The organism is Glaciecola sp. HA4-3, from assembly GCF_055693685.1.
Genome location: NZ_CM146340.1, coordinates 1,785,615 through 1,806,267, shown reverse-complemented (window position 1 = coordinate 1,806,267; position 20,653 = coordinate 1,785,615). Strand labels below are relative to the sequence as shown.

12 protein-coding genes and 5 pseudogenes are annotated in these 20,653 nt (G+C 40.8%); 14 read left to right on the top strand and 3 right to left on the bottom strand.

The annotated features are described in order from the left end of the window. Positions 1 to 120: 120 nt before the first annotated feature. Positions 121 to 321 carry a hypothetical protein gene (locus ACZ1G6_RS08525; protein ID WP_472618884.1) on the top strand — a complete coding sequence of 67 codons (201 nt, stop codon included), beginning with the start codon at positions 121 to 123 and terminating at the stop codon, positions 319 to 321. Continuing rightward, entirely contained in the window at positions 299 to 778 is a 480-nt protein-coding gene (locus tag ACZ1G6_RS08520; RefSeq protein WP_472618883.1) for a hypothetical protein, read from the top strand. Before ACZ1G6_RS08525 ends, ACZ1G6_RS08520 begins: the two co-directional genes overlap by 23 nt. On the opposite strand, the gene tcdA is transcribed toward ACZ1G6_RS08520, so the two are convergent. Further along, positions 779 to 1,549: a tRNA cyclic N6-threonylcarbamoyladenosine(37) synthase TcdA gene (tcdA, locus tag ACZ1G6_RS08515; protein WP_472618882.1), complete on the bottom strand. Its 771-nt coding sequence runs from the start codon at positions 1,547 to 1,549 to the stop codon at positions 779 to 781. Between the two features lie 121 nt (positions 1,550 to 1,670). Here tcdA and ACZ1G6_RS08510 point away from each other — a divergent pair, with 121 nt between their 5' ends. From ACZ1G6_RS08510 to ACZ1G6_RS08500, 3 genes are all read left to right on the top strand, one after another. Beyond that, on the top strand, positions 1,671 to 2,633 hold the full coding sequence (locus ACZ1G6_RS08510; protein ID WP_472618881.1) for a glutathione S-transferase family protein: 963 nt from the start codon (positions 1,671 to 1,673) through the stop codon (positions 2,631 to 2,633). Between the two features lie 14 nt (positions 2,634 to 2,647). Beyond that, a complete protein-coding gene (locus tag ACZ1G6_RS08505; RefSeq protein WP_472618880.1) occupies positions 2,648 to 3,481 on the top strand; it encodes a pirin family protein in 834 nt (277 codons plus the stop codon). A gap of 117 nt (positions 3,482 to 3,598) precedes the next feature. After that, on the top strand, positions 3,599 to 5,065 hold the full coding sequence (locus tag ACZ1G6_RS08500; protein WP_472618879.1) for a phosphohexomutase domain-containing protein: 1,467 nt from the start codon (positions 3,599 to 3,601) through the stop codon (positions 5,063 to 5,065). Between the two features lie 19 nt (positions 5,066 to 5,084). On the opposite strand, the gene ACZ1G6_RS08495 is transcribed toward ACZ1G6_RS08500, so the two are convergent. Further along, positions 5,085 to 5,501, bottom strand: a complete 417-nt coding sequence (locus tag ACZ1G6_RS08495; protein ID WP_472618878.1) for a DUF3429 domain-containing protein — start codon at positions 5,499 to 5,501, stop codon at positions 5,085 to 5,087. Positions 5,502 to 5,602: 101 nt separating this feature from the next. Next, positions 5,603 to 6,884, bottom strand: a pseudogene (locus ACZ1G6_RS08490) (citrate synthase). Positions 6,885 to 7,380: 496 nt separating this feature from the next. Here ACZ1G6_RS08490 and sdhC point away from each other — a divergent pair. From sdhC to ACZ1G6_RS08445, 9 genes and pseudogenes are all read left to right on the top strand, one after another. Further along, positions 7,381 to 7,755, top strand: a complete 375-nt coding sequence (gene sdhC / locus ACZ1G6_RS08485; protein ID WP_472618877.1) for a succinate dehydrogenase, cytochrome b556 subunit — start codon at positions 7,381 to 7,383, stop codon at positions 7,753 to 7,755. Then, positions 7,749 to 8,096: a succinate dehydrogenase, hydrophobic membrane anchor protein gene (gene sdhD, locus ACZ1G6_RS08480; RefSeq protein ID WP_472618876.1), complete on the top strand. Its 348-nt coding sequence runs from the start codon at positions 7,749 to 7,751 to the stop codon at positions 8,094 to 8,096. Before sdhC ends, sdhD begins: the two co-directional genes overlap by 7 nt. 1 nt (position 8,097) lies before the next feature. Beyond that, positions 8,098 to 9,871, top strand: a pseudogene (sdhA, locus tag ACZ1G6_RS08475) (succinate dehydrogenase flavoprotein subunit). A 14-nt stretch (positions 9,872 to 9,885) separates the two neighbouring features. Next, positions 9,886 to 10,597, top strand: a pseudogene (locus ACZ1G6_RS08470) (succinate dehydrogenase iron-sulfur subunit). Between the two features lie 176 nt (positions 10,598 to 10,773). Further along, positions 10,774 to 13,600: pseudogene (locus tag ACZ1G6_RS08465) on the top strand (2-oxoglutarate dehydrogenase E1 component). A gap of 11 nt (positions 13,601 to 13,611) precedes the next feature. Then, complete coding sequence (gene odhB / locus ACZ1G6_RS08460) at positions 13,612 to 15,093, top strand: 2-oxoglutarate dehydrogenase complex dihydrolipoyllysine-residue succinyltransferase (RefSeq protein ID WP_472618875.1); 1,482 nt, start codon at positions 13,612 to 13,614, stop codon at positions 15,091 to 15,093. 159 nt (positions 15,094 to 15,252) lie between these two features. Beyond that, positions 15,253 to 16,422 (top strand): ADP-forming succinate--CoA ligase subunit beta, encoded by a 1,170-nt coding sequence (gene sucC, locus ACZ1G6_RS08455; protein WP_472618874.1) that lies wholly within the window; start codon positions 15,253 to 15,255, stop codon positions 16,420 to 16,422. Then, a pseudogene (gene sucD / locus ACZ1G6_RS08450) lies at positions 16,419 to 17,293 on the top strand (succinate--CoA ligase subunit alpha). Before sucC ends, sucD begins: the two are co-directional and overlap by 4 nt. Before the next feature lie 337 nt (positions 17,294 to 17,630). Continuing rightward, a complete protein-coding gene (locus tag ACZ1G6_RS08445; protein ID WP_472618873.1) occupies positions 17,631 to 20,645 on the top strand; it encodes a TonB-dependent receptor in 3,015 nt (1,004 codons plus the stop codon). The last annotated feature ends 8 nt before the right edge of the window (positions 20,646 to 20,653 follow it).

Sequence of the window (20,653 nt, the reverse complement as noted above, 5' to 3'; positions counted from 1 at the left end):
GTTTGCTCCAACGTTTTATTCAAGATGTACTAGTATTAAATTATGGTAACGTATAAACAATAAACTTTTATGCTTTTTACGCGGTATCTGTATTATTAATTAGGAATTTATAGTCTCAATATGAAATATGCTTCGTTTTTACCCCTAAGTGCCTTAATCGCCCTTGGCATGCTAAGTGTGCTTGTTCAATATAATGTTATTCCTCCTGGTGCTGAGTTATTAGAAGCGATAAAGAATGTATTTGAAAACGGCTTTTATTGGGTGATTTTTCTGATTATTCTGCTTGAATCAATTGTGTATGTTGGATTTTATTTTCCTTAGTCAGTTTTTTGCCGTCATTTTAGTTGTTGGTGCAAATCCTTCTGCTAAAGATATCCTATACTTAACCATTGCGATGGTGCTAGCGGCAACTATCGGTTCTGCAATCAACTACGCCTTAGGAAAAGCCTCTTCTCAATCATTTGATGGTAGAAATAAAGAACCGCAAGAAAGGACAAAACTATCGCAGTTGCTATTAGCGATGATACATATTAATTCACTCGCATTTTTTATGTTTTCTCAAGGTGCAAATAATAAGTCTATGAGGGTCATCGGCCTAGCTGGCTTGCTCAATTTACCATATTACTTGTTATTAATTGCAGGCACAGCAGTGCTAAGTGAGCAAGTTATGGCAATGGCTGAAAATGCCTACATGTTGCTTGGTGTGATTAGTATTTGGTTAATTATTGCCTTAACCCTTGATGTCAAAAAGTACAAGGCTTCCCGACTTATCCAGTAATTATTTAATAATGTGTTTAATCGCTAAGCTAACAGCAGCAAAACCAAAGCTTGCCGTTACACTTACCGCTGAACCAAAGCCGGTGCTGCAATCCATTTTAGCGCTGCCTTGGCTATTTTGTTTTTGTTCGCTGATACCGCCACTTGCGGTTGGGTATTTAAGTTGCTCTGTTGAATAGATGCACTGAATTCCAAAGCTACGTTTTGGGTTTTTGCTGAAATTGTAAAAACGTCTTAGTTCACTTCTTACTTTGGCTAAAAGTGGGTCTTGTTTAGTCTTTGCAAGGTCACCTTTTGTAATTAAAAGGGGATCATGCTGTCCGCCAGCTCCTCCAATACAAATAAGTTTTATTTTGTTTCGTTTGCAATATGCAGCAATCGCACTTTTTGCCTTAACACTGTCGGTTGCATCAATAACTACATCAAAGCCCTTGTCTAATAAACTCATCGTATTATCAGGCGTCACGAAATCCTCTATACAATCTACTGTGCAATCTGGGTTTATATCTTTTATGCGTATGCGCATGACCTCAATTTTACTTTGATTAACGCTTGAGTCTAGTGCATGTAGTTGCCTATTGATATTGCTTTGTGACACGTCGTCTAAATCAATTAAGGTCATTTGGTTTATGCCACTTCTTGCAAAGCCTTCTGCTACCCACGAACCTACACCACCAATACCAGCAATACACACATTTGCTTGTGAAAGCTTTTGTAATCCGGATGCAGAATACAAGCGAGCGACACCCGAGAAGCGCTGTTGATATGACATTACTCTTATACCTTTCTATAAAATAGAATAAAACTAGTTATTTTTAGCGTTATTCATTCTTTTAAATTAATGCTTTAATACGTTTATTGAAAATTAACACGACATTCAAGAGGCTAAGTTTATGGGTTTATTGCTAGAAGGACAATGGAAAGACCAATGGTATGACACAAAAAAGTCAGGCGGCAAGTTTGTACGTCAAGACTCTATGTACCGTCATCAAATTTCAACTAGCGAAGGTGCAGTTTTTACACCTGAATCGGGTAGATATCATTTATATGTATCATTGGCGTGCCCATGGGCACACCGGACGCTTATTTTTAGATCGATAAAAGGCTTAGAAGAGCATATTAGCGTATCTGTGGTTAGTCCTGATATGTTAGAAAATGGTTGGGAGTTTGATGGTTACTCTGGCGCAACGCAAGATCACTTGTTTGGCTTTGATTACATGCATCAGGTCTACACGAAAGACAATCCAGATATTACTACTAGAGTTACTGTGCCTGTACTGTGGGATAAGAAAACAAATCGGATTGTGAATAATGAATCATCCGATATTATACGTATTCTTAATTCTGCATTTAATGAATTAACTGGAAACGTTGATGATTATTATCCAGCAGATCTACAAAGTAAAATCGATGAGATTAATGACTTTGTCTATCCCAAGATTAATAACGGTGTCTATCGTTCTGGTTTTGCAACCACACCACAGGCATATGAAGAAGCTGTTGAAGAGCTGTTTGATGCCTTGGACCATATTGAGGACATATTGACGAAAAATCGTTATTTAGTGGGTGATACCTTAACTGAAGCAGATTGGCGATTATTTACTACTTTAATACGGTTTGACCCTGTGTATGTTGGGCATTTCAAGTGCAATTTAAAACGCATAGCTGATTACCCTGCGTTATCAGGTTATGTATCAGAGTTGTATCAATATAAAGGTGTCGCAGAAACGACTAATTTTGATCATATCAAACGTCACTATTATTACAGCCATACTATGATAAACCCAACTCAGATAGTGCCAAAAGGGCCTATTGTTGATTATACCAAAGCACATAAAAGGGCTTTGCTGTCTTAACGGGAGATAGAAGAATGAAAACATCATCGATAAAACAAGTTGTGAAAGGAATGCCTGCTTCAGATGGCGCGGGTGTAAAACTAAAACGTGTCTTAGGGCAGCCGTTGTTAAAACGCCTTGATCCATTTCTAATGCTAGATGAGTTTGGTTCAGATGATGCACAAGATTACATTGCAGGATTTCCAGCGCATCCTCACCGAGGGTTCCAAACGGTAACCTATATGCTCAACGGTAAAATGGGCCATAAAGACTCAGTGGGTAATGAGGGCATTATTGAAGATGGTGGTCTTCAATGGATGAATGCAGGCAAGGGGATAATTCATGAGGAAATGCCACAGCAAACCTCGGGTAAAATGAGAGGTTTTCAATTATGGGTAAACCTGCCTGCGTCTGAGAAGATGTCAGCTCCAGGGTATGAAGATATTCCAAGTGCACTCATAAATGAAACGTCTGTTGGAGATTCCTCAAAGGCAAGGGTATTAGCCGGAGAGTTGAATGGAGTAGCCGGTGCGGTGAGCACACAAACGGTTAAACCACAGTTTTATGATGTCCACATTAGTACAAAAGATACAATTAGCATTGCTACCCAAAGCTCTCATAATGGTTTTGTGTATGTTTATGAAGGCACTATAACAATCGATGGAAAAACGCTTGAACAAGGGCTATTAGCGGTACTAAATTTTGGTCAACAACTAATAGTCGAAAGTCATGATTCTGCTAAGTTTATATTTGTTAGTGGTGAGCCCATAAATGAGCCAGTAGAGCAATATGGTCCATTTGTAATGAATTCAATGGATGAAATAAACCAAGCAATCGCGGACTATCAGGCTAACAGATTGACCGCTTAACGCATCTATTTGCTATAACACAGCTTGCTAGAGGCGACGTCTTTCACAATTATTCGTTGCATCTAGCGGTTTTCTTCCCTAACATTTGCGCACATTCTTTTCTTTACGTTTAATCATATGACCCCTATAACTTGTTTTAAAGCCTACGATATACGTGGTGAGCTTCTTAGCCAACTAACTGAAGACGTTGCCTACAGAATTGGTAGAGCATTTGCTGAGCATCTAGGCGCTAAGCAAGTAGTGATAGGCGCAGATGCTCGTTTAACATCGATTCCTTTAAAATTGGCGTTAGCCGCTGGGCTAATCGACGCAGGAGCGTCTGTTAAAGATTTAGGAAATAGTGGTACTGAAGAGATCTATTTTGCCACAAAGCATTTAGGCGTTGATGGTGGGATTGAAGTGACTGCAAGCCATAATCCTATTAACTATAACGGTATAAAGATGGTTAAAGCGGGATCAGTGCCGATTAGTGGTGATACTGGTTTAAAAGCGATTCAAACATTAGCCGAAACATACAGCGATGATACTGTTACGCAAAGACTTGCTTTTTATTCATCAGGCGAGCGCGTAACAGACAAACAATTTGTAAATGGCGAATGTTCTGTGAAGGATATTACCTTGTTGTCTACTCATTCATATGAGCGTATCACTTGTGTAAACGACTATGTTTTGCACATTAGTGAATATATCGATATCCGAAACATAAGGCCTTTAAAGTTAGTCGTAAATGCAGGAAATGGAAGTGCAGGGCACATCATTGACGCGATTGAGCTATATTTTAGACATCAAAACGTCCCAATTGAATTTATCAAAATTCATCATGAACCTAACGGCCAATTTCCTAATGGTATACCTAATCCTTTGTTGCCTGAAAATAGACACCATACGCAAGCAGCAGTAATTGAACATAAAGCTGATATGGGTATTGCGTGGGATGGTGATTTTGATCGTTGCTTTTTATTTGACGAAAATGGTCAATTTATAGAAGGTTATTATATTGTCGGTTTGTTAGCTAAGGCATTTTTAGACAAGCATAAAGGGGAAAAAATAATTTATGACCCACGAGTGTACTGGAACACCGAAGATATGGTACGTGAATCTGGGGGTAAACCAGTAAAATCTAAAACAGGCCACGCATTTATCAAAGAAAGAATGCGTAAAGAAAATGCCATTTATGGTGGTGAAATGAGCGCTCATCATTATTTTAGAGATTTTGCTTTTTGCGATTCAGGAATGATACCTTGGCTGTTAGTCGCTGAATTGATTTGTACTACTGGTACTCCTTTGTCCGATATGGTGAAAGAACGTATTGCAAAGTTCCCATCATCTGGAGAAATTAACTACACGGTAACAAATGCGAGCCTCACAATTAAAAGTATTATCGATGAATACGAGCCTAAAGCACTTGGAATTGACAGAACCGATGGCATAGGGATGGAATTTGAGCAATGGCGTTTTAACCTCCGAAAGTCTAATACGGAGCCTGTAATACGATTGAATATCGAAAGCAAAAACGATATTGGTTTAGTGGAGCAAAAGCTGTCGGAAATTGAAGCAAAGATTCATGAAAGTAATCAGCAATAAAATACAGGCTTTCTATAGATTATAAATACGCCATTACCAAATGTGTTATCACCACGACACTTGTTAAAATCACCCTTAGTTTAGTATACGGGATAAGAATGTCTCGCTCTAAGGCGAGTACATATTTGTCATACATTAAAATCCCAATGTATGCGATTGATAAAACGCTTAGTAGTAAATTACTATTAAGAAATATAAGAGCAAACCATGCAATGATGCTGGGTAACATCGCTACATAGAGTTGATGGTTGTGACGTCTATTTTGAAGGGCATCAAGCCAATGAATACCACCAAAAAAAGATAAAATAATCGCCGAATATTGCACAAACGCAGTGTACCCTTGATAGTAAGGTATGGCGCCAACCAAAATAAGTAAAGGCATTCCAATAAAAGGCAGTAGTCCAAGATAAGCTAACACTTTTGCTGCATTTTTCATGTGATATTTACTCCAACGTAGTGTTGATATTATATAGTGCCCAATAATAGATAAGCAAAAAAAATGGCGCTACAAAAGCGCCATTTACTGATAGCTTGTGATTATTTTTTAATTGGAACGTAATCACGTTTGCTCTCACCAGTATATAACTGGCGCGGGCGTCCGATTTTTTGACTAAGGTTGGCTCATCATTTCGTGCCAATGAGAAATCCATCCAACCGTTCTTGCTAGTGCAAAAATACATGTAAACATATTAGTTGGGATACCAATTGCACTTAATACGATACCAGAGTAAAAATCGACATTAGGGAAGAGTTTTTTCTCAGCAAAATAAGGGTCACTTAGAGCAATTCGCTCTAGTTCCATAGCAACGTCTAATAATGGGTTATCAACATTAAGCTCTGATAAGACTTCATGACAGCTTTCACGCATAACTGTTGCACGAGGGTCATGATTTTTATAGACCCGATGACCGAAGCCCATGAGTCTAAACGGGTCATTTCTATCTTTTGCTCTTGCGATGAATTCAGGAATACGGTCAACCGTACCAATTTCTTCTAACATTCTTAAGCATGCTTCGTTTGCACCGCCATGAGCAGGTCCCCACAATGATGCGACACCTGCTGCGATACATGCATATGGATTAGCGCCTGATGAACCAGCTAGGCGTACCGTAGAGGTAGAGGCGTTTTGTTCATGGTCTGCATGTAGAATAAATATTCTATCCATGGCGCGTTCAACCGCTTTGCTGATTTTGTATTCTTCAGCTGGGACAGAGAACATCATGTTTAGAAAATTAGCGGCATAACTCAAATCGTTGCGTGGATATACGAACGGTTGTCCAACGTTATACTTGTAACACATCGCGACAAGTGTTGGCATTTTTGCGATCAAGCGATGCGCAGAACGTTTGCGTTGCTCTGGGTCTGCAACATCTAAATCACTATGATAAAAAGAAGACAGCGCGCCAACGGTGCCACAAAGCATGGCCATTGGGTGAGCATCGTTTCTAAAGCCATGGAAGAACATGTTAACTTGCTCATGCACCATGGTATGTCTTGTGATTGTTTGTTTAAAGTCTAAATACTCTTCCGTGGAAGGGGCTGTTCCGTGAAGTAACATATGACATACTTCAAGATAGTCTGAATCGCGCGCTAGGTCTTCGATTCCGTACCCTCTATGTAACAATATGCCTTTTGCACCATCTATAAAGGTAATCGCGGACTCACAAGAGCCTGTTGCCATGAAACCAGGATCAAACGTAAAGTACCCTTGTCCTCCAAGGGAACGAACATCGATAACCGGGTGACCCTCTGTCCCTTCTAAAACGGGAAGATCTACTTCTACATCACCTACTTTGAGTGAAGCGGTTTTATTTGACATTAAATTACTCTCCTAAAATTGAGTATCCGATTAAACGGAAAAAGTGCGCAAATTGTTCACTATTGTGTCGCAAATAAAGCACACCTTTGGGGGAAAAGTGCCGTCATTCTCAACTTATTGCATGGTTAAGTCAATTTAAATGCAATTTTGGTCAATATATATTCTATATCACTGAATATGATAATCGGCATTTCTTATAAGCAATGATAGGCATAAGTCAGATTGAAATGTAGGTATAAACATAAGTTTACGACTAAAGTCCCTAGTGCCAACTAATAATTGCTATTAATATGTTTGATTGATATATTCGAACCCGCTGAAAAATAAGGGATATTATGATGTTTTTATTAATATTTTTTTCACATTTAGTTAACAAATATTTCGATTTGTTGGGATATTTTTTAGCTTCTTGAGGATAAGCATTCGGCGTTTAGCTGTTAATAGGCAGCTAATTCATGTAGTTTTTAACACACATTTTACTAACAGGCGTTTTATTGTGAAAAAACAAAGACCAGTCAATTTAGATTTGACCACAATCACACTGCCCGCCGCAGGGAGAGCATCCATTCTGCATCGTGTTACCGGTGTTGGAATGTTTATTGGGCTTTTATTCGTAGTATGGGCGTGGGCAACGTCACTATCTTCTGAACAAGGCTTTGTGTATGTCAGCGAACTTATGCAAGGAATTGTTGGATATATTTTTACTTTGGGCATCGCTTCTTTGCTCCTTTATCACTTCATAGGCGGTGTACGCCATCTTGTTATGGATATGGGTTTTTGGGAAGAGTTAGAATCAGGTAACACAAGCGCCAATGTGGCTATTGGTTTGTGGATTATCCTGACCATCGTAGTAGGAGTGGTATTATGGTAACTAATCAAGCTGCAATAAAACGTAACGGTATTCAAGATTATGTCACCATCAGAGCAAGCGCTTTTGTGATCAGTGCGTTTTCTTTGTTCATGGTGTATTTCTTTATTTCCACTCCAGAAGTCACTTATGAAGTATGGAAAGGTTTATTTGCGTCGATATATATGAAAGCATTTACCTTGTTGGCACTCATTGCCATCATGATGCATGTTAAAATTGGCTTGTGGCAAGTATTGACAGATTATGTCAAAGCTTATCGACTAAGAACCGCCATTCAATTTGTCGTAAATATCATTGCCGTTGCTTACGTGGCGGTTGGTTTATTCGTATTGTGGGGAGTTTAAGATGACGTTACCTATTCATGAATTTGATGCCGTTGTTATCGGAGCAGGTGGTGCTGGTATGCGCGCTGCTTTGCAAATATCTGAATCAGGCAGATCATGTGCATTGCTTTCAAAAGTCTTTCCTACGCGTTCGCACACTGTATCGGCTCAAGGCGGTATCACGGTTGCGCTAGGTAATTCCCATGAAGATAACTGGGAATGGCACATGTACGATACGGTTAAAGGGTCAGATTATATTGGTGACCAAGAAGCCATTGAATATATGTGCAAGACAGGCCCTGAAGCCATTATTGAGATGGAAAATATGGGACTTCCTTTTTCTCGAACAGACGAAGGAAAAGTGTATCAACGTCCGTTTGGCGGACAATCAAAGAATTTTGGCGGGGAGCAAGCTGCTCGAACTGCTGCAGCGGCAGATAGAACAGGCCACGCCTTGCTGCATTTGCTGTATCAGCAAAATGTCAAAAACAAGACAAAAGTATTTTCCGAATGGTATGCGCTTGATTTGGTCAAAAACCAACATGGCTAAGGTAGTCGGTTGTACTGCAATTGATATTGAAACAGGTGAAGTTGTTTACTTTAAATCTAAAGCGGTTGTGTTAGCAACCGGCGGAGCAGGTAGAATATACGCATCAACCACCAATGCGCACATTAATACTGGTGATGGTGTTGGTATGGCACTTCGAGCTGGTGCACCATTGCAGGACATGGAAATGTGGCAATTCCACCCTACAGGTATTGCAGGCGCTGGTACGTTAGTTACCGAAGGTTGCCGTGGTGAAGGCGGATACTTGTTAAACAAAGATGGTGAGCGTTTTATGGAACGTTATGCACCAAATGCTAAGGATCTTGCCGGGCGAGACGTCGTCGCTCGTTCAATGATGACTGAGATTCGTGAAGGGCGTGGTTGTGAGGGACCTTGGGGTACGCACATAAAGCTTAAGCTTGACCACCTTGGTAAAGATGTACTTGAGTCTCGCCTTCCGGGCATCTTAGAGCTCTCAAGAACATTTGCGCATGTTGACCCAGTTAAGGAGCCTATTCCGGTTATTCCAACTTGTCATTACATGATGGGTGGGATTCCAACAAATGTTGATGGACAAGTCATACAGATAGACAAAGATGGCAACGAAAAGCCACTTGATGGCCTGTTTGCTTGCGGTGAAATTGCCTGTGTGTCTGTGCATGGAGCTAACCGTCTTGGTGGTAACTCACTATTAGATTTAGTTGTGTTTGGTCGCGCAACCGGTCTTCATTTAGGTAAAAGTATTGATGAGATCGACGTCAAATCCGACGCATCTAATGACGACGTTGACGCGGCGATGGCGCGCTTTAATCGTTGGGAGAACTCGGATTCAGGAAAAGGCGAAGATCCTGTTCAAATCAAAAAAGACATGCAGCAGTGCATGCAGCTTAACTTCTCAGTATTTAGAGAAGGCGAAGCAATGGCTGAAGGCCTCAAAGAACTCTCTGAGATTCGTGAACGCCTTCAAAATGCACGTTTAGATGACAAGAGCAGTGATTTCAATACACAAAGAATCGAATGTTTGGAACTCGACAACCTGATGGAGACCGCATATAGCACAGCTGTTGCTGCAAACTTCAGGACGGAAAGCCGCGGTGCTCACAGCCGATTCGATTTTCCTGAGCGTGACGATGACAATTGGTTGTGTCACTCGGTGTATGTGCCTGAGGGCGAAACTATGCTTAAACGTGATGTTAACATGGCTCCGAAAATTAGAGAGGCGTTTCCTCCTAAAGCTCGTACCTACTAATAGGAGTGTCTACTATGAAATTAGAGTTTTCAATTTATCGCTATAACCCCGATGTTGATGATGCCCCGCGCATGCAGGAGTATCAATTAGAGGTTGAAGAAGGCCAAGACATGATGGTTCTTGATGCCTTAATCGCATTAAAAGAACAAGATCCGACTTTATCATTCAGACGTTCATGCCGAGAAGGTGTGTGCGGTTCAGATGGAATGAACATGAACGGTAAAAACGGCTTAGCTTGCATAACGCCTCTATCGGCATTAGGTAAAAAGAAAGTGGTAGTTAGACCTTTACTAAGGTTTGCCTGTTGTGCGTGACCTTGTTGTCGATATGACACAGTTCTACACACAATACGAAAAAATTAAGCCTTTCTTGATAAATGACGATACACAACCACCAGCTCGAGAACATTTGCAAAGTCCAGAAGACAGAGCAAAACTTGATGGTTTATATGAATGTATTCTTTGTGCATGTTGTTCTACATCATGCCCATCGTTTTGGTGGAATCCGGATAAATTCATTGGACCAGCAGGTTTATTGCATGCATATCGCTTCTTAATTGACAGTCGTGATACTGCTACTGACGAAAGGCTTAATGATTTGGATGATGCGTTTAGCGTGTTTAGATGCCACGGCATTATGAATTGCGTTAGCGTTTGCCCTAAAGGCTTAAATCCAACTAAGGCCATTGGACAAATTAAATCGATGCTGTTGCAAAGAGCCGTTTAATTGAACATATTTGTTCATTTTTGAAGTATTAAACAAAAGCTGCTCTGAAAAGAGCGGCTTTTTTTTCGTCTAAAGCAAAAATATTGCAAATTTTTGTAAGACAATAGTTATATAAGATTTAAATTAAAAACTACTTAGAATACAATACAGTTAATAACACAAGTCAAGGCTAAACAATGCAAAATAGCGTGATGAAAGCATGGTGGGATTCTTCCCATATGGCAGGTTCAAATGCTGCGTATGTTGAAGAATTGTACGAAGCATATCTAGAAAATTCACTTAATGTCCCAGAAAACTGGAAAACTATCTTTGATGATTTACCAAAGGTTGAAGGTGTTTCCGTTGAACAAAATCATACATTAATCAAAGAAGAGTTTCGAAAAGCTGCATCTATGGGCCCTGTGGCCAGAATGGGTGCTGCGCCTGCCGCTAGTGCTGGCGCAGTAGGCGATGAAAAACAAATCAAAGTCTTGCAATTGATTAATGCTTACCGGTTTAGGGGGCATCAACACGCTAATTTAGATCCTCTGGAACTTTGGAAACAAGAACGTGTGAGAGACTTAGAGCTGTCACATCATAATTTAAGTGAAAGTGATTTTGATACATTATTTAGCTTAGGGTCTTATGCGGTTGGTGCAGAGAAGCTCGCATTAAAAGAATTAGTTAAGTCCTTAGAAAGAACGTATTGCGGTTCAATAGGTTCTGAGTATATGCATATTACCGATACTGAACAGAAGCGTTGGATACAACAACGTTTGGAATCAGTTGAAGCGAAACCTACTATTGATCGTGACGCTAAAATAAAAATTTTAAAAGGCCTCATAGCGGCTGACGGTATGGAAAAATACCTGGGTAGTAAATTTACTGGCGCAAAACGATTTAGCTTAGAAGGTGGAGACGCACTAATACCGATGCTAAAAGGTTTGATCAATGACGCTGGTGAAGCGGGTGCTAAAGAAGTCGTTTTAGGCATGGCTCATCGAGGTAGGCTAAACGTTTTGGTCAATGTTTTAGGTAAAAATCCGTCCGTATTATTTGATGAATTTGCGGGCAAGCATGATGATTCCTTGGGCGCTGGTGATGTTAAATATCACGCAGGTTATTCGTCTGATTTTGCTACGCCATAGTGGTAATGTTCACTTAGCGTTAGCATTTAACCCTTCTCATTTAGAAATTGTAAATCCCGTTGTAATGGGTTCTGTGCGGGCTAGACTTGCTCGCCGTGGTAGCCTAGATGGTTCAAGCGTGTTGCCAATCACGATTCATGGTGATTCTGCAATCGCGGGTCAAGGCGTAGTGCAAGAGACGTTTAATATGTCTCAAACACGCGGCTTCTCGGTTGGTGGAACAGTTAGGATTGTAATTAATAACCAAGTCGGCTTTACCACTTCTAAGACCGAAGATACGCGTTCCACTCAATATTGTACTGATATTGCTAAAATGGTCCAAGCGCCAATTTTTCATGTAAATGCAGATGACCCCGAAGCGGTGTCTTTTGTGACTAAATTGGCTCTAGATTATAGAAACAAATTTAAACGCGATGTTGTTATTGATTTGGTGTGTTACCGCAGGCATGGTCACAATGAAGCTGACGAGCCCAATGCAACACAGCCATTGATGTATCAAAAAATTAAAAAACACGCAGTACCTAAACAGATTTATGCTGATCAGTTGCAGGCTGAAGGCATCATAGAAAAACATGAAGTCGATAAGTTAGTTGAAGAGTATCGCAATGCGTTAGATCACGGCGCGTGTGTGGTTGAAGAATGGCGTCCAATGACAGAACACTCTGTTGATTGGAGTCCTTATCTTGGGCACGATTGGGATGCTAAATATGATGCTAGTATTGACAACAAACATTTGGTCAAATTGGGCCAAGCTATAACAACTATTCCTGAAGGGCACAAGCTTCAATCACGTGTAAATAAACTTTATAACGACCGTATCGCAATGATGAATGGCGAGAAGATGATTGATTGGGGTATGGCTGAAAATTTAGCTTATGCAACGATACTTGATAAAGGGACAGATATTCGCATTACTGGGCAAGACTCAGGACGTGGTACTTTTTTCCATCGTCATGCAGTGTTGCATAATCAAGCAGATGCTAGTGTGTATATGCCACTTCAACACTTACATGCTAAGCAAGGCGATATAGAAATATATGACTCGGTATTATCAGAAGAAGCCGTAATGGCTTTTGAATACGGATTTGCTACCGCAGAGCCTGGTACCTTAACTATATGGGAAGCGCAGTTTGGTGACTTTGCCAACGGCGCCCAAGTGGTCTTTGATCAATTCTTGAGTTCAGGTGAGGCGAAATGGGGTCGGTTGTGCGGATTGACCGTATTACTTCCTCATGGTTATGAAGGGCAAGGTCCAGAGCATAGCTCCGCGAGATTAGAGCGTTTCTTGCAGGCTTGTGCTGACCATAATTGGCAGGTATGTGTGCCTTCAACACCAGCGCAAGTATACAATATGCTTCGTCGTCAAGCCGTTAGGCCGATGAGAAGGCCTCTTATTGTTATGTCACCTAAATCATTATTGCGGCATCCGCTTGCTGTGTCTTCTATCGATGAATTAGCATCAGGTGTATTCCAGAACGTCATTGATGAAATTGATGAAATCGATGCAAGTAAAGTGAAACGAGTCGTGATGTGTTCGGGTAAGGTGTATTATGAATTACTGGACCAACGTCGTAAAAACGAATTAAACAATGTAGCAATCGTTAGGATAGAGCAGTTGTATCCATTCCCACATGATGAAATAAATGAAAAATTGGCACAGTACTCTCACGTGAAAGACTGGGTATGGTGCCAAGAGGAGCCGCAAAACCAAGGCGCATGGTATTGTAGTCAACATCATTTCTGGCAAGCAATACCAAAGGGCGCGAAATTGAGTTATGCGGGACGTGAAGCATCTGCTTCTCCTGCAGTAGGTTATGTTTCTGTTCACAACCAACAGCAAAAAGCGTTGGTTGAAGCTGCACTCACAATTAAATAAGGAATCACAGAATGGCACACGAGATTAAAGTTCCCGTATTACCAGAATCAGTCGCAGACGCTACCGTATCTACTTGGCATGTAAAAGCAGGTGATTCTGTTACACGCGATCAAAATTTAGTAGATATAGAAACCGATAAAGTAGTATTAGAAGTCGTTGCTCCTGCTGACGGCGTATTAAGTGAAATAATATCAGTCGAAGGTGATACTGTCTTGGGCGAACAAGTCATTGGAAAAGTAGAAGAGGGCGTTGTGAGTAAATCAAACAAAACTGAAGAGTCGACTCCAGCAGCACCAGCATCTGATGCGCCAAGTACCGACATTAATGTACCTGTGCTACCTGAATCAGTCGCAGACGCTACCATTGCAACTTGGCATGTACAAGTTGGAGAGGCTGTTGCTCGAGACCAAAACTTAGTTGATATCGAGACTGATAAAGTCGTATTAGAAGTAGTTGCACCAGCAGATGGTTCACTAAGTGAAATTATTGCCGAAGAAGGCGCAACAGTAACAGCTGAAGAAATCATTGCTAAATTTGTTGCCGGAGCGGTTGCTGCTGCACCTGTTGCACAGCAAGGTAGCGATGATGAGGGCAGCGATGACGATGCATTGAGCCCATCTGTAAGACGTTTATTAGCTGAAAAAGACTTATCGCCAAGCCAAATCAAAGGTACTGGCAAAAATGGTCGTATTACCAAAGAAGATGTTGAACAACACTTGAAATCAGGTAACAAACCAGCACCTAAGGCTGCAGCTGCGGATATTCAAGAGGTGCCTGCAATGGCGGCTGGTAATAGAACTGAAAAACGTGTTCCAATGACACGCTTGCGTAAAACAATCGCAAATCGCCTGTTAGAAGCAAAAAATTCTACCGCGATGTTAACAACCTTCAATGAAGTTAATATGAAGCCTATTATGGATTTACGTAAACAATATCAAGACAGCTTTGAAAAGCGTCATGGTATACGTTTAGGTTTCATGTCATTTTACGTCAAAGCGGTAACAGAAGCACTTAAGCGCTTCCCTGAAGTGAATGCGTCAATAGATGGGGATGATGTGGTTTATCATAACTATTTTGATATTTCTATTGCCGTTTCTACACCACGAGGATTGGTCACGCCAGTATTAAAAGATACTGATATGTTGGGCATGGCAGGTGTTGAAAAAGGAATTAAGTCATTGGCCTTAAAAGGCAGAGACGGAAAACTATCGCTTGACGAGTTACAAGGTGGGAACTTCACTATCACAAATGGTGGAGTATTTGGTTCTCTTATGTCGACACCGATTATTAATCCACCACAAAGTGCAATTTTAGGTATGCATAAAATTCAAGACCGTCCAATGGCGGTTAACGGTAAAGTCGAAATATTACCAATGATGTACCTTGCCTTGTCGTATGATCATCGAATTATTGATGGCAAAGAATCGGTTGGATTCTTAGTCACAGTAAAAGAAATGTTAGAAGATCCTACACGTTTGTTGCTAGATGTGTAGATTCGGCTGATACTTTGGTCGAAATTTCAGCACTTAAGATGATAGTTTCGTTATCATCTGATCAATCGCCGATTTCATGATAGAATTCGGCGCAGTTTTAACCGGATATGTAAACATTTAGTTGACGTGTCCTCAATCAACACAATCGGATAATAAACCATGAATTTGCATGAATATCAGGGTAAACAGTTATTTAAAGGATACGGCTTGCCTGTATCTGATGGATATGCTGCTGATACACCTCAAGCAGCCGTTGAAGCTGCAGACCGCATTGGCGGAACTGAATGGGTAGTTAAATGTCAAGTGCACGCGGGTGGCCGCGGTAAAGCAGGCGGCGTTAAGCTAGTCAAAGATAAAGCTGAGATTCGCGCATTTGCCGAAAACTGGCTTGGCAAAAACTTGGTAACTTACCAAACTGATGAAATCGGCCAGCCTGTCAGCCGTATTTTAGTTGAGTCATGTACTGATATTGACCAAGAATTATATCTTGGCGCAGTCGTTGACCGTTCTTCTCGCAAAATTGTGTTTATGGCGTCTACTGAAGGCGGCGTAGAAATAGAAAAAGTTGCGGAAGAAACTCCAGAGAAAATTCTTAAAGCTGAAGTTGATCCTTTAGTGGGCGCTCAGCCATTTCAAGCTCGCGAAATCGCTTTTGCATTAGGGCTTAAAGGCGTTCAAATCAGACAGTTTACTCAGATCTTTTTGGGTCTTGCTAAAATGTTTGAAGAGCTTGACGTAGCGCTTATTGAGGTGAACCCTTTAGTCGTTAAATCAGACGGCGACCTTCATTGTCTAGATGCTAAAGTAGCAATTGATAGCAATGCGATGTATCGCCAACCTAAGTTGCGCGAAATGCACGATCCGTCACAAGAAGATGCACGTGAAGCGCAAGCTGCTCAGTGGGAACTGAATTATGTAGCACTAGATGGCAACATCGGTTGTATGGTTAATGGTGCAGGGCTAGCGATGGGCACTATGGATATCGTGAAATTACACGGTGGTAATCCTGCAAACTTCCTAGATGTCGGTGGCGGCGCGACCAAAGAGCGTGTGACTGAAGCATTTAAGATCATTTTATCTGACAGTAATGTTAAAGCTGTTTTGGTTAATATTTTTGGTGGTATTGTACGTTGTGACATGATTGCTGAAGGTATTATTGGCGCGGTTGAAGAAGTTGGCGTTTCGGTTCCTGTAGTTGTTCGATTAGAAGGAAATAATGCTGAGCTAGGCAGACAAAAGCTAGAAGAATGTGAGTTAAATATTATTGCAGCGGCCAGTTTGAGTGATGCAGCTCAAAAAGTTGTGGATGCAGCAGGAGGTGCGGCATGAGTATCTTAATTAATAAAGACACAAAAGTAATTTGCCAAGGTTTTACTGGTGGTCAAGGAACTTTCCATTCTGAACAAGCGATTGACTACGGTACTCAAATGGTCGGTGGTGTTACGCCTTAGTAAAGGTGGTACAACTCACTTAGGTTTACCTGTTTTTAATACTGTTAAAGACGCGGTTGAAGCGACGGGTGCTACTGCATCGGTTATTTATGTACCAGCACCTTTTTGTAAAGATTCAATCATTGAAGCGGCAGATGCTGGCATTCAAATTATTGTTTGTATCACCGAAGGCATTCCAACTATCGACATGTTGTATGTCAAAGAGTACATCTCTAATAAAGGTGTGACGATGATTGGCCCTAATTGCCCCGGCGTTATTACGCCTGATGAATGTAAAATTGGTATCATGCCTTAGTCACATTCATAAAGCTGGTAAAGTAGGGATTGTATCTCGTTCAGGTACATTGACTTACGAAGCGGTTAAGCAAACAACCGATGAAGGCTTTGGTCAATCTACGTGTGTTGGTATTGGTGGTGATCCTATTCCAGGTTCTAACTTCATCGACGTACTTGAATTGTTTGAAAAAGACCCAGCAACTGAAGCAATTGTGATGATCGGAGAAATTGGTGGTAATGCAGAAGAAGAAGCTGCCGCCTATATCAAAGAAAACGTCACTAAACCTGTTGTTTCTTACATTGCGGGTGTTACCGCTCCTGCAGGTAAAAGAATGGGGCATGCCGGTGCGATTATCGCAGGTGGTAAAGGTACAGCTGATGAAAAATTCAAAGCACTTGAAGCCGCAGGCGTCAAAACAGTCCGTTCGTTGGCAGATATTGGTAAAGGCTTGAGAGAAATCACAGGCTGGTAATAAATATCGTAAATTAAAAAGCCGAAGTATTTACTTCGGCTTTTTTAATTCCTCTAAAAACCCCGTTTGTCCTTTTGTATCGTGCTAGAAAAACCTTCCTTTTAGACATTTTTAAGATGTTTTTGTATGGTATTTGTTACTCTAAATGTAAACAAAATGTATGCAAAATCTATGAATACGTATGCATGCTGGTGTTAACGAGCGCTTAAAAATGTAACATTGATGCTGTTGTAATAGGACTGTTACAACGAAATGTTAATAAAATGTAATTGATAATAAAAAATAATAGTCATCGACTTTTTTGTTAACACCACAATCAACTAAATGAGACACACGTATGAACAAATTTAAACCCAATCTTATTACTAGCGCGCTAATCGCTAGTGGTATGTTGCTCGGGAGCACGACGTTATACGCGCAAGATTCAAGTGATACTGATGCCGAAGAAAACTCAATAGAAGTAATTGAAGTAAGAGGTTTCAGTACGAGTCTAATAAAATCCCTTAATCAAAAACGATTCAGCGATACAGTTACCGAACAGTTATCAGCTGATGATTTAGGCGGTCTACCTGATGTGTCAATTGCTGACGCGTTGACTCGCCTACCAGGGATTTCTGCGGTAAGAACAGGTGGTCAAGCAGCTGAAATTAATATCCGTGGTCTTTCAGGTGATTTTGTGTTTTCAACCCTTAACGGTAGGGAACAGGTTTCTACTAGTGGCAGTAGGTCTATAGAATTCGACCAATACCCTTCTGAATTAATCGTTGCTGGTGCTGTTTATAAATCGCCAAAAGCATCGTTGATTGAAGGTGGTGTTGCAGGTACCGTTGAATTAACTACTGCAAGTCCACTAAGCAACGAACAAGATCATTCATTTAACTTAAATGTTCGTGGTATGTATAACGATAGAGCAGGCGAAGTCCCCGATGCCGATGAATATGGCCATAGACTAAGTTTCTCATATCAGGGTAAATATCTAGACGACACCTTAGGTGTGGCATTAGGTTATGCCCGTTTGTTCCAACCAAGTGTTTCGACTCAGTTTATTGGACTTGCTTATAACCGTGAAGTTGATGTAGACGGCGTTGTTGGTGATACCGATAATCTAAACCCAAATACGCCAATTGAAGGGCAATGTGTTGAGTGTGAGCTTGTTGGTGAAGGCTTTGAAATGCAACACAAAGGTGGTGCTGAAACGCGTAACGGCTATGTCGCAACAATTGAGTGGGCCCCAGTAGATAACTTTACACTTAAAGCCGACGCGTTTTATTCTCAATTTGATTCAGAAGCCTTTGCTCGCGGATTTAGGGTTAAACTTGAAGCGCCTAATGTACAAATTGGCAATCCAACAATTGTTGATAACCATGTGATAGGTGGCACCTTTAATCGCTCTGGGAGCGGTTTCACCCGCGTCGAACTTGTTAACGATGACAATCAAGATTTTGATGAAATCAAAAATTTAGGACTCAATGGTAATTGGGAAATAACCGATAATTGGACAATGAATTTTGATATTGCTAGCAGCTCAGCTGAAAGTGATTTTAGAAATGGTTTGTTGTGGTCACTTGTTGCAGAAGATGCAACGGTTGCTGACCCTCAATTAGATGAAAATATTTCAATTAGCTATTTGTTAAACGGTTTAGATTTACCTGATGTTGGTTTCAACCAAGATGCAGCATTTTCAGATATTAACAAAGTGTTGGTATCAAAATATGGCATCTACCCATTCCAAAACTCCGATAAACTAGATGCTTATCGTTTAGATTTTGAGTATAGACTTGAAAATGACTATGTTCGCTCAATCGAATTTGGCGCGCGTTATTCTGATAGAACATACACCAATGATCGTTCGGTATTTGAATATGGCAGTGACTCAAGCTTTTCAAGCACTCAACCGCCACTTCGCTTAACCCAAGACATGGTTGAAATCGTGAATTGGGAAGGTAATTTTGGTAATTTCCCTAGCTACTTATCTATCGATTTAGATGCGGCGTTAAATGCTTGGTTCCCGCAAGGTGTGCCACAACCTCAGCAAACTTGGGGTGGTTTTGATGGTGTTGTAAACGCGCCAGAGGGTGTGCTTCTAGGTGGTGACACTTCTTGGTCGGTATTGCAATCGGGTGAAGTATATGAAGAAGTCACCTCTGCATACGTGATGGCAAATCTTGACTTTGAGCTCGCGGGCATGCCGGTGACCGGTAACTTAGGTGTTCGCATGGTCGATTCTAAGCAAGCGTCAACATTTTTACAAAATGTGGGTGGCGATATAAATGCCGGTGCAGAACTAATAAGAGACGATGTTGGGCTAGTATCTGATCAATTCCGCTCAGTTGTGCTTGAGGATACATATACCGATTATTTACCTTCTTTGAACCTAAATTTCCAAGTGGCTGATAATTCTTATGTGCGCTTTGCGATGGCAAAAGTGATGGGGCGTGCGCCTATCAATGAGATGTTTGCAAACTCAGGAGTGCGTATAAATGAGCCATTGGCTGAACGAGACATCGATACCGGTCAAATTACCGTAACGGGTGAAGCAACGGTTAGTGGTCAAGCCGATAACTCTCCTTATTTACGCCCGTTTTATGCTAATCAATATGATATTTCGTTCGAGCATTACTTTACAGAAACCGACGGTGCAATGTCATTAGCCCTGTTTTATAAAGATATTCAGTCGTTTGTTGATAGAAGTACGATAGACCCTTATGACTTTGTCGCTAACGGATTCAATGTGCCTGATACGATTGATTTGATCGTGCAAGAAGATGATGGCAATGGCAACCTTGTTCCCGTTTTAGATGCGGACGGATTACCATTAACCACTAATGTTCCTGTAGTAAATGGTGCTTATACCTCAGCAGTCAACAATGGTGAAGGTGGCTACATTCGTGGTCTTGAATTTACTTATACACAAATATTTAGTTTCTTACCTGACATGTGGTCAGGTTTAGGTACTAATTTCAGCTATTCGTATACACAAACCGAAATAACGAGAATTTCAGATCCTAATCAAGGTATTTATTCATCAGATTTACCTGAGCTGTCACCCACAGTTATTTCAGGGACCTTGTTTTATGAATATGAAGGATTTGAAACACGTATTAATGCAAGATACCGAGACCCATTTGTGTCACAGCAAGTCGCGGTAAACGCACAAGTTGTTAACTTTGATTCAGAGCTGGTAGTAGACTTCCAAGCTTCGTATGAAGTAAACGAAAATCTTGGAATTTTATTCCAAGCAAATAATATTACTGACGAACCAACTAAAAGTTATTTTGGCGCTGAGTCTAGAACCGGCACCATTCAGTACTTTGGAACGCAGTACTTTCTTGGGGTCACATATTCATTATGAGTTTATTT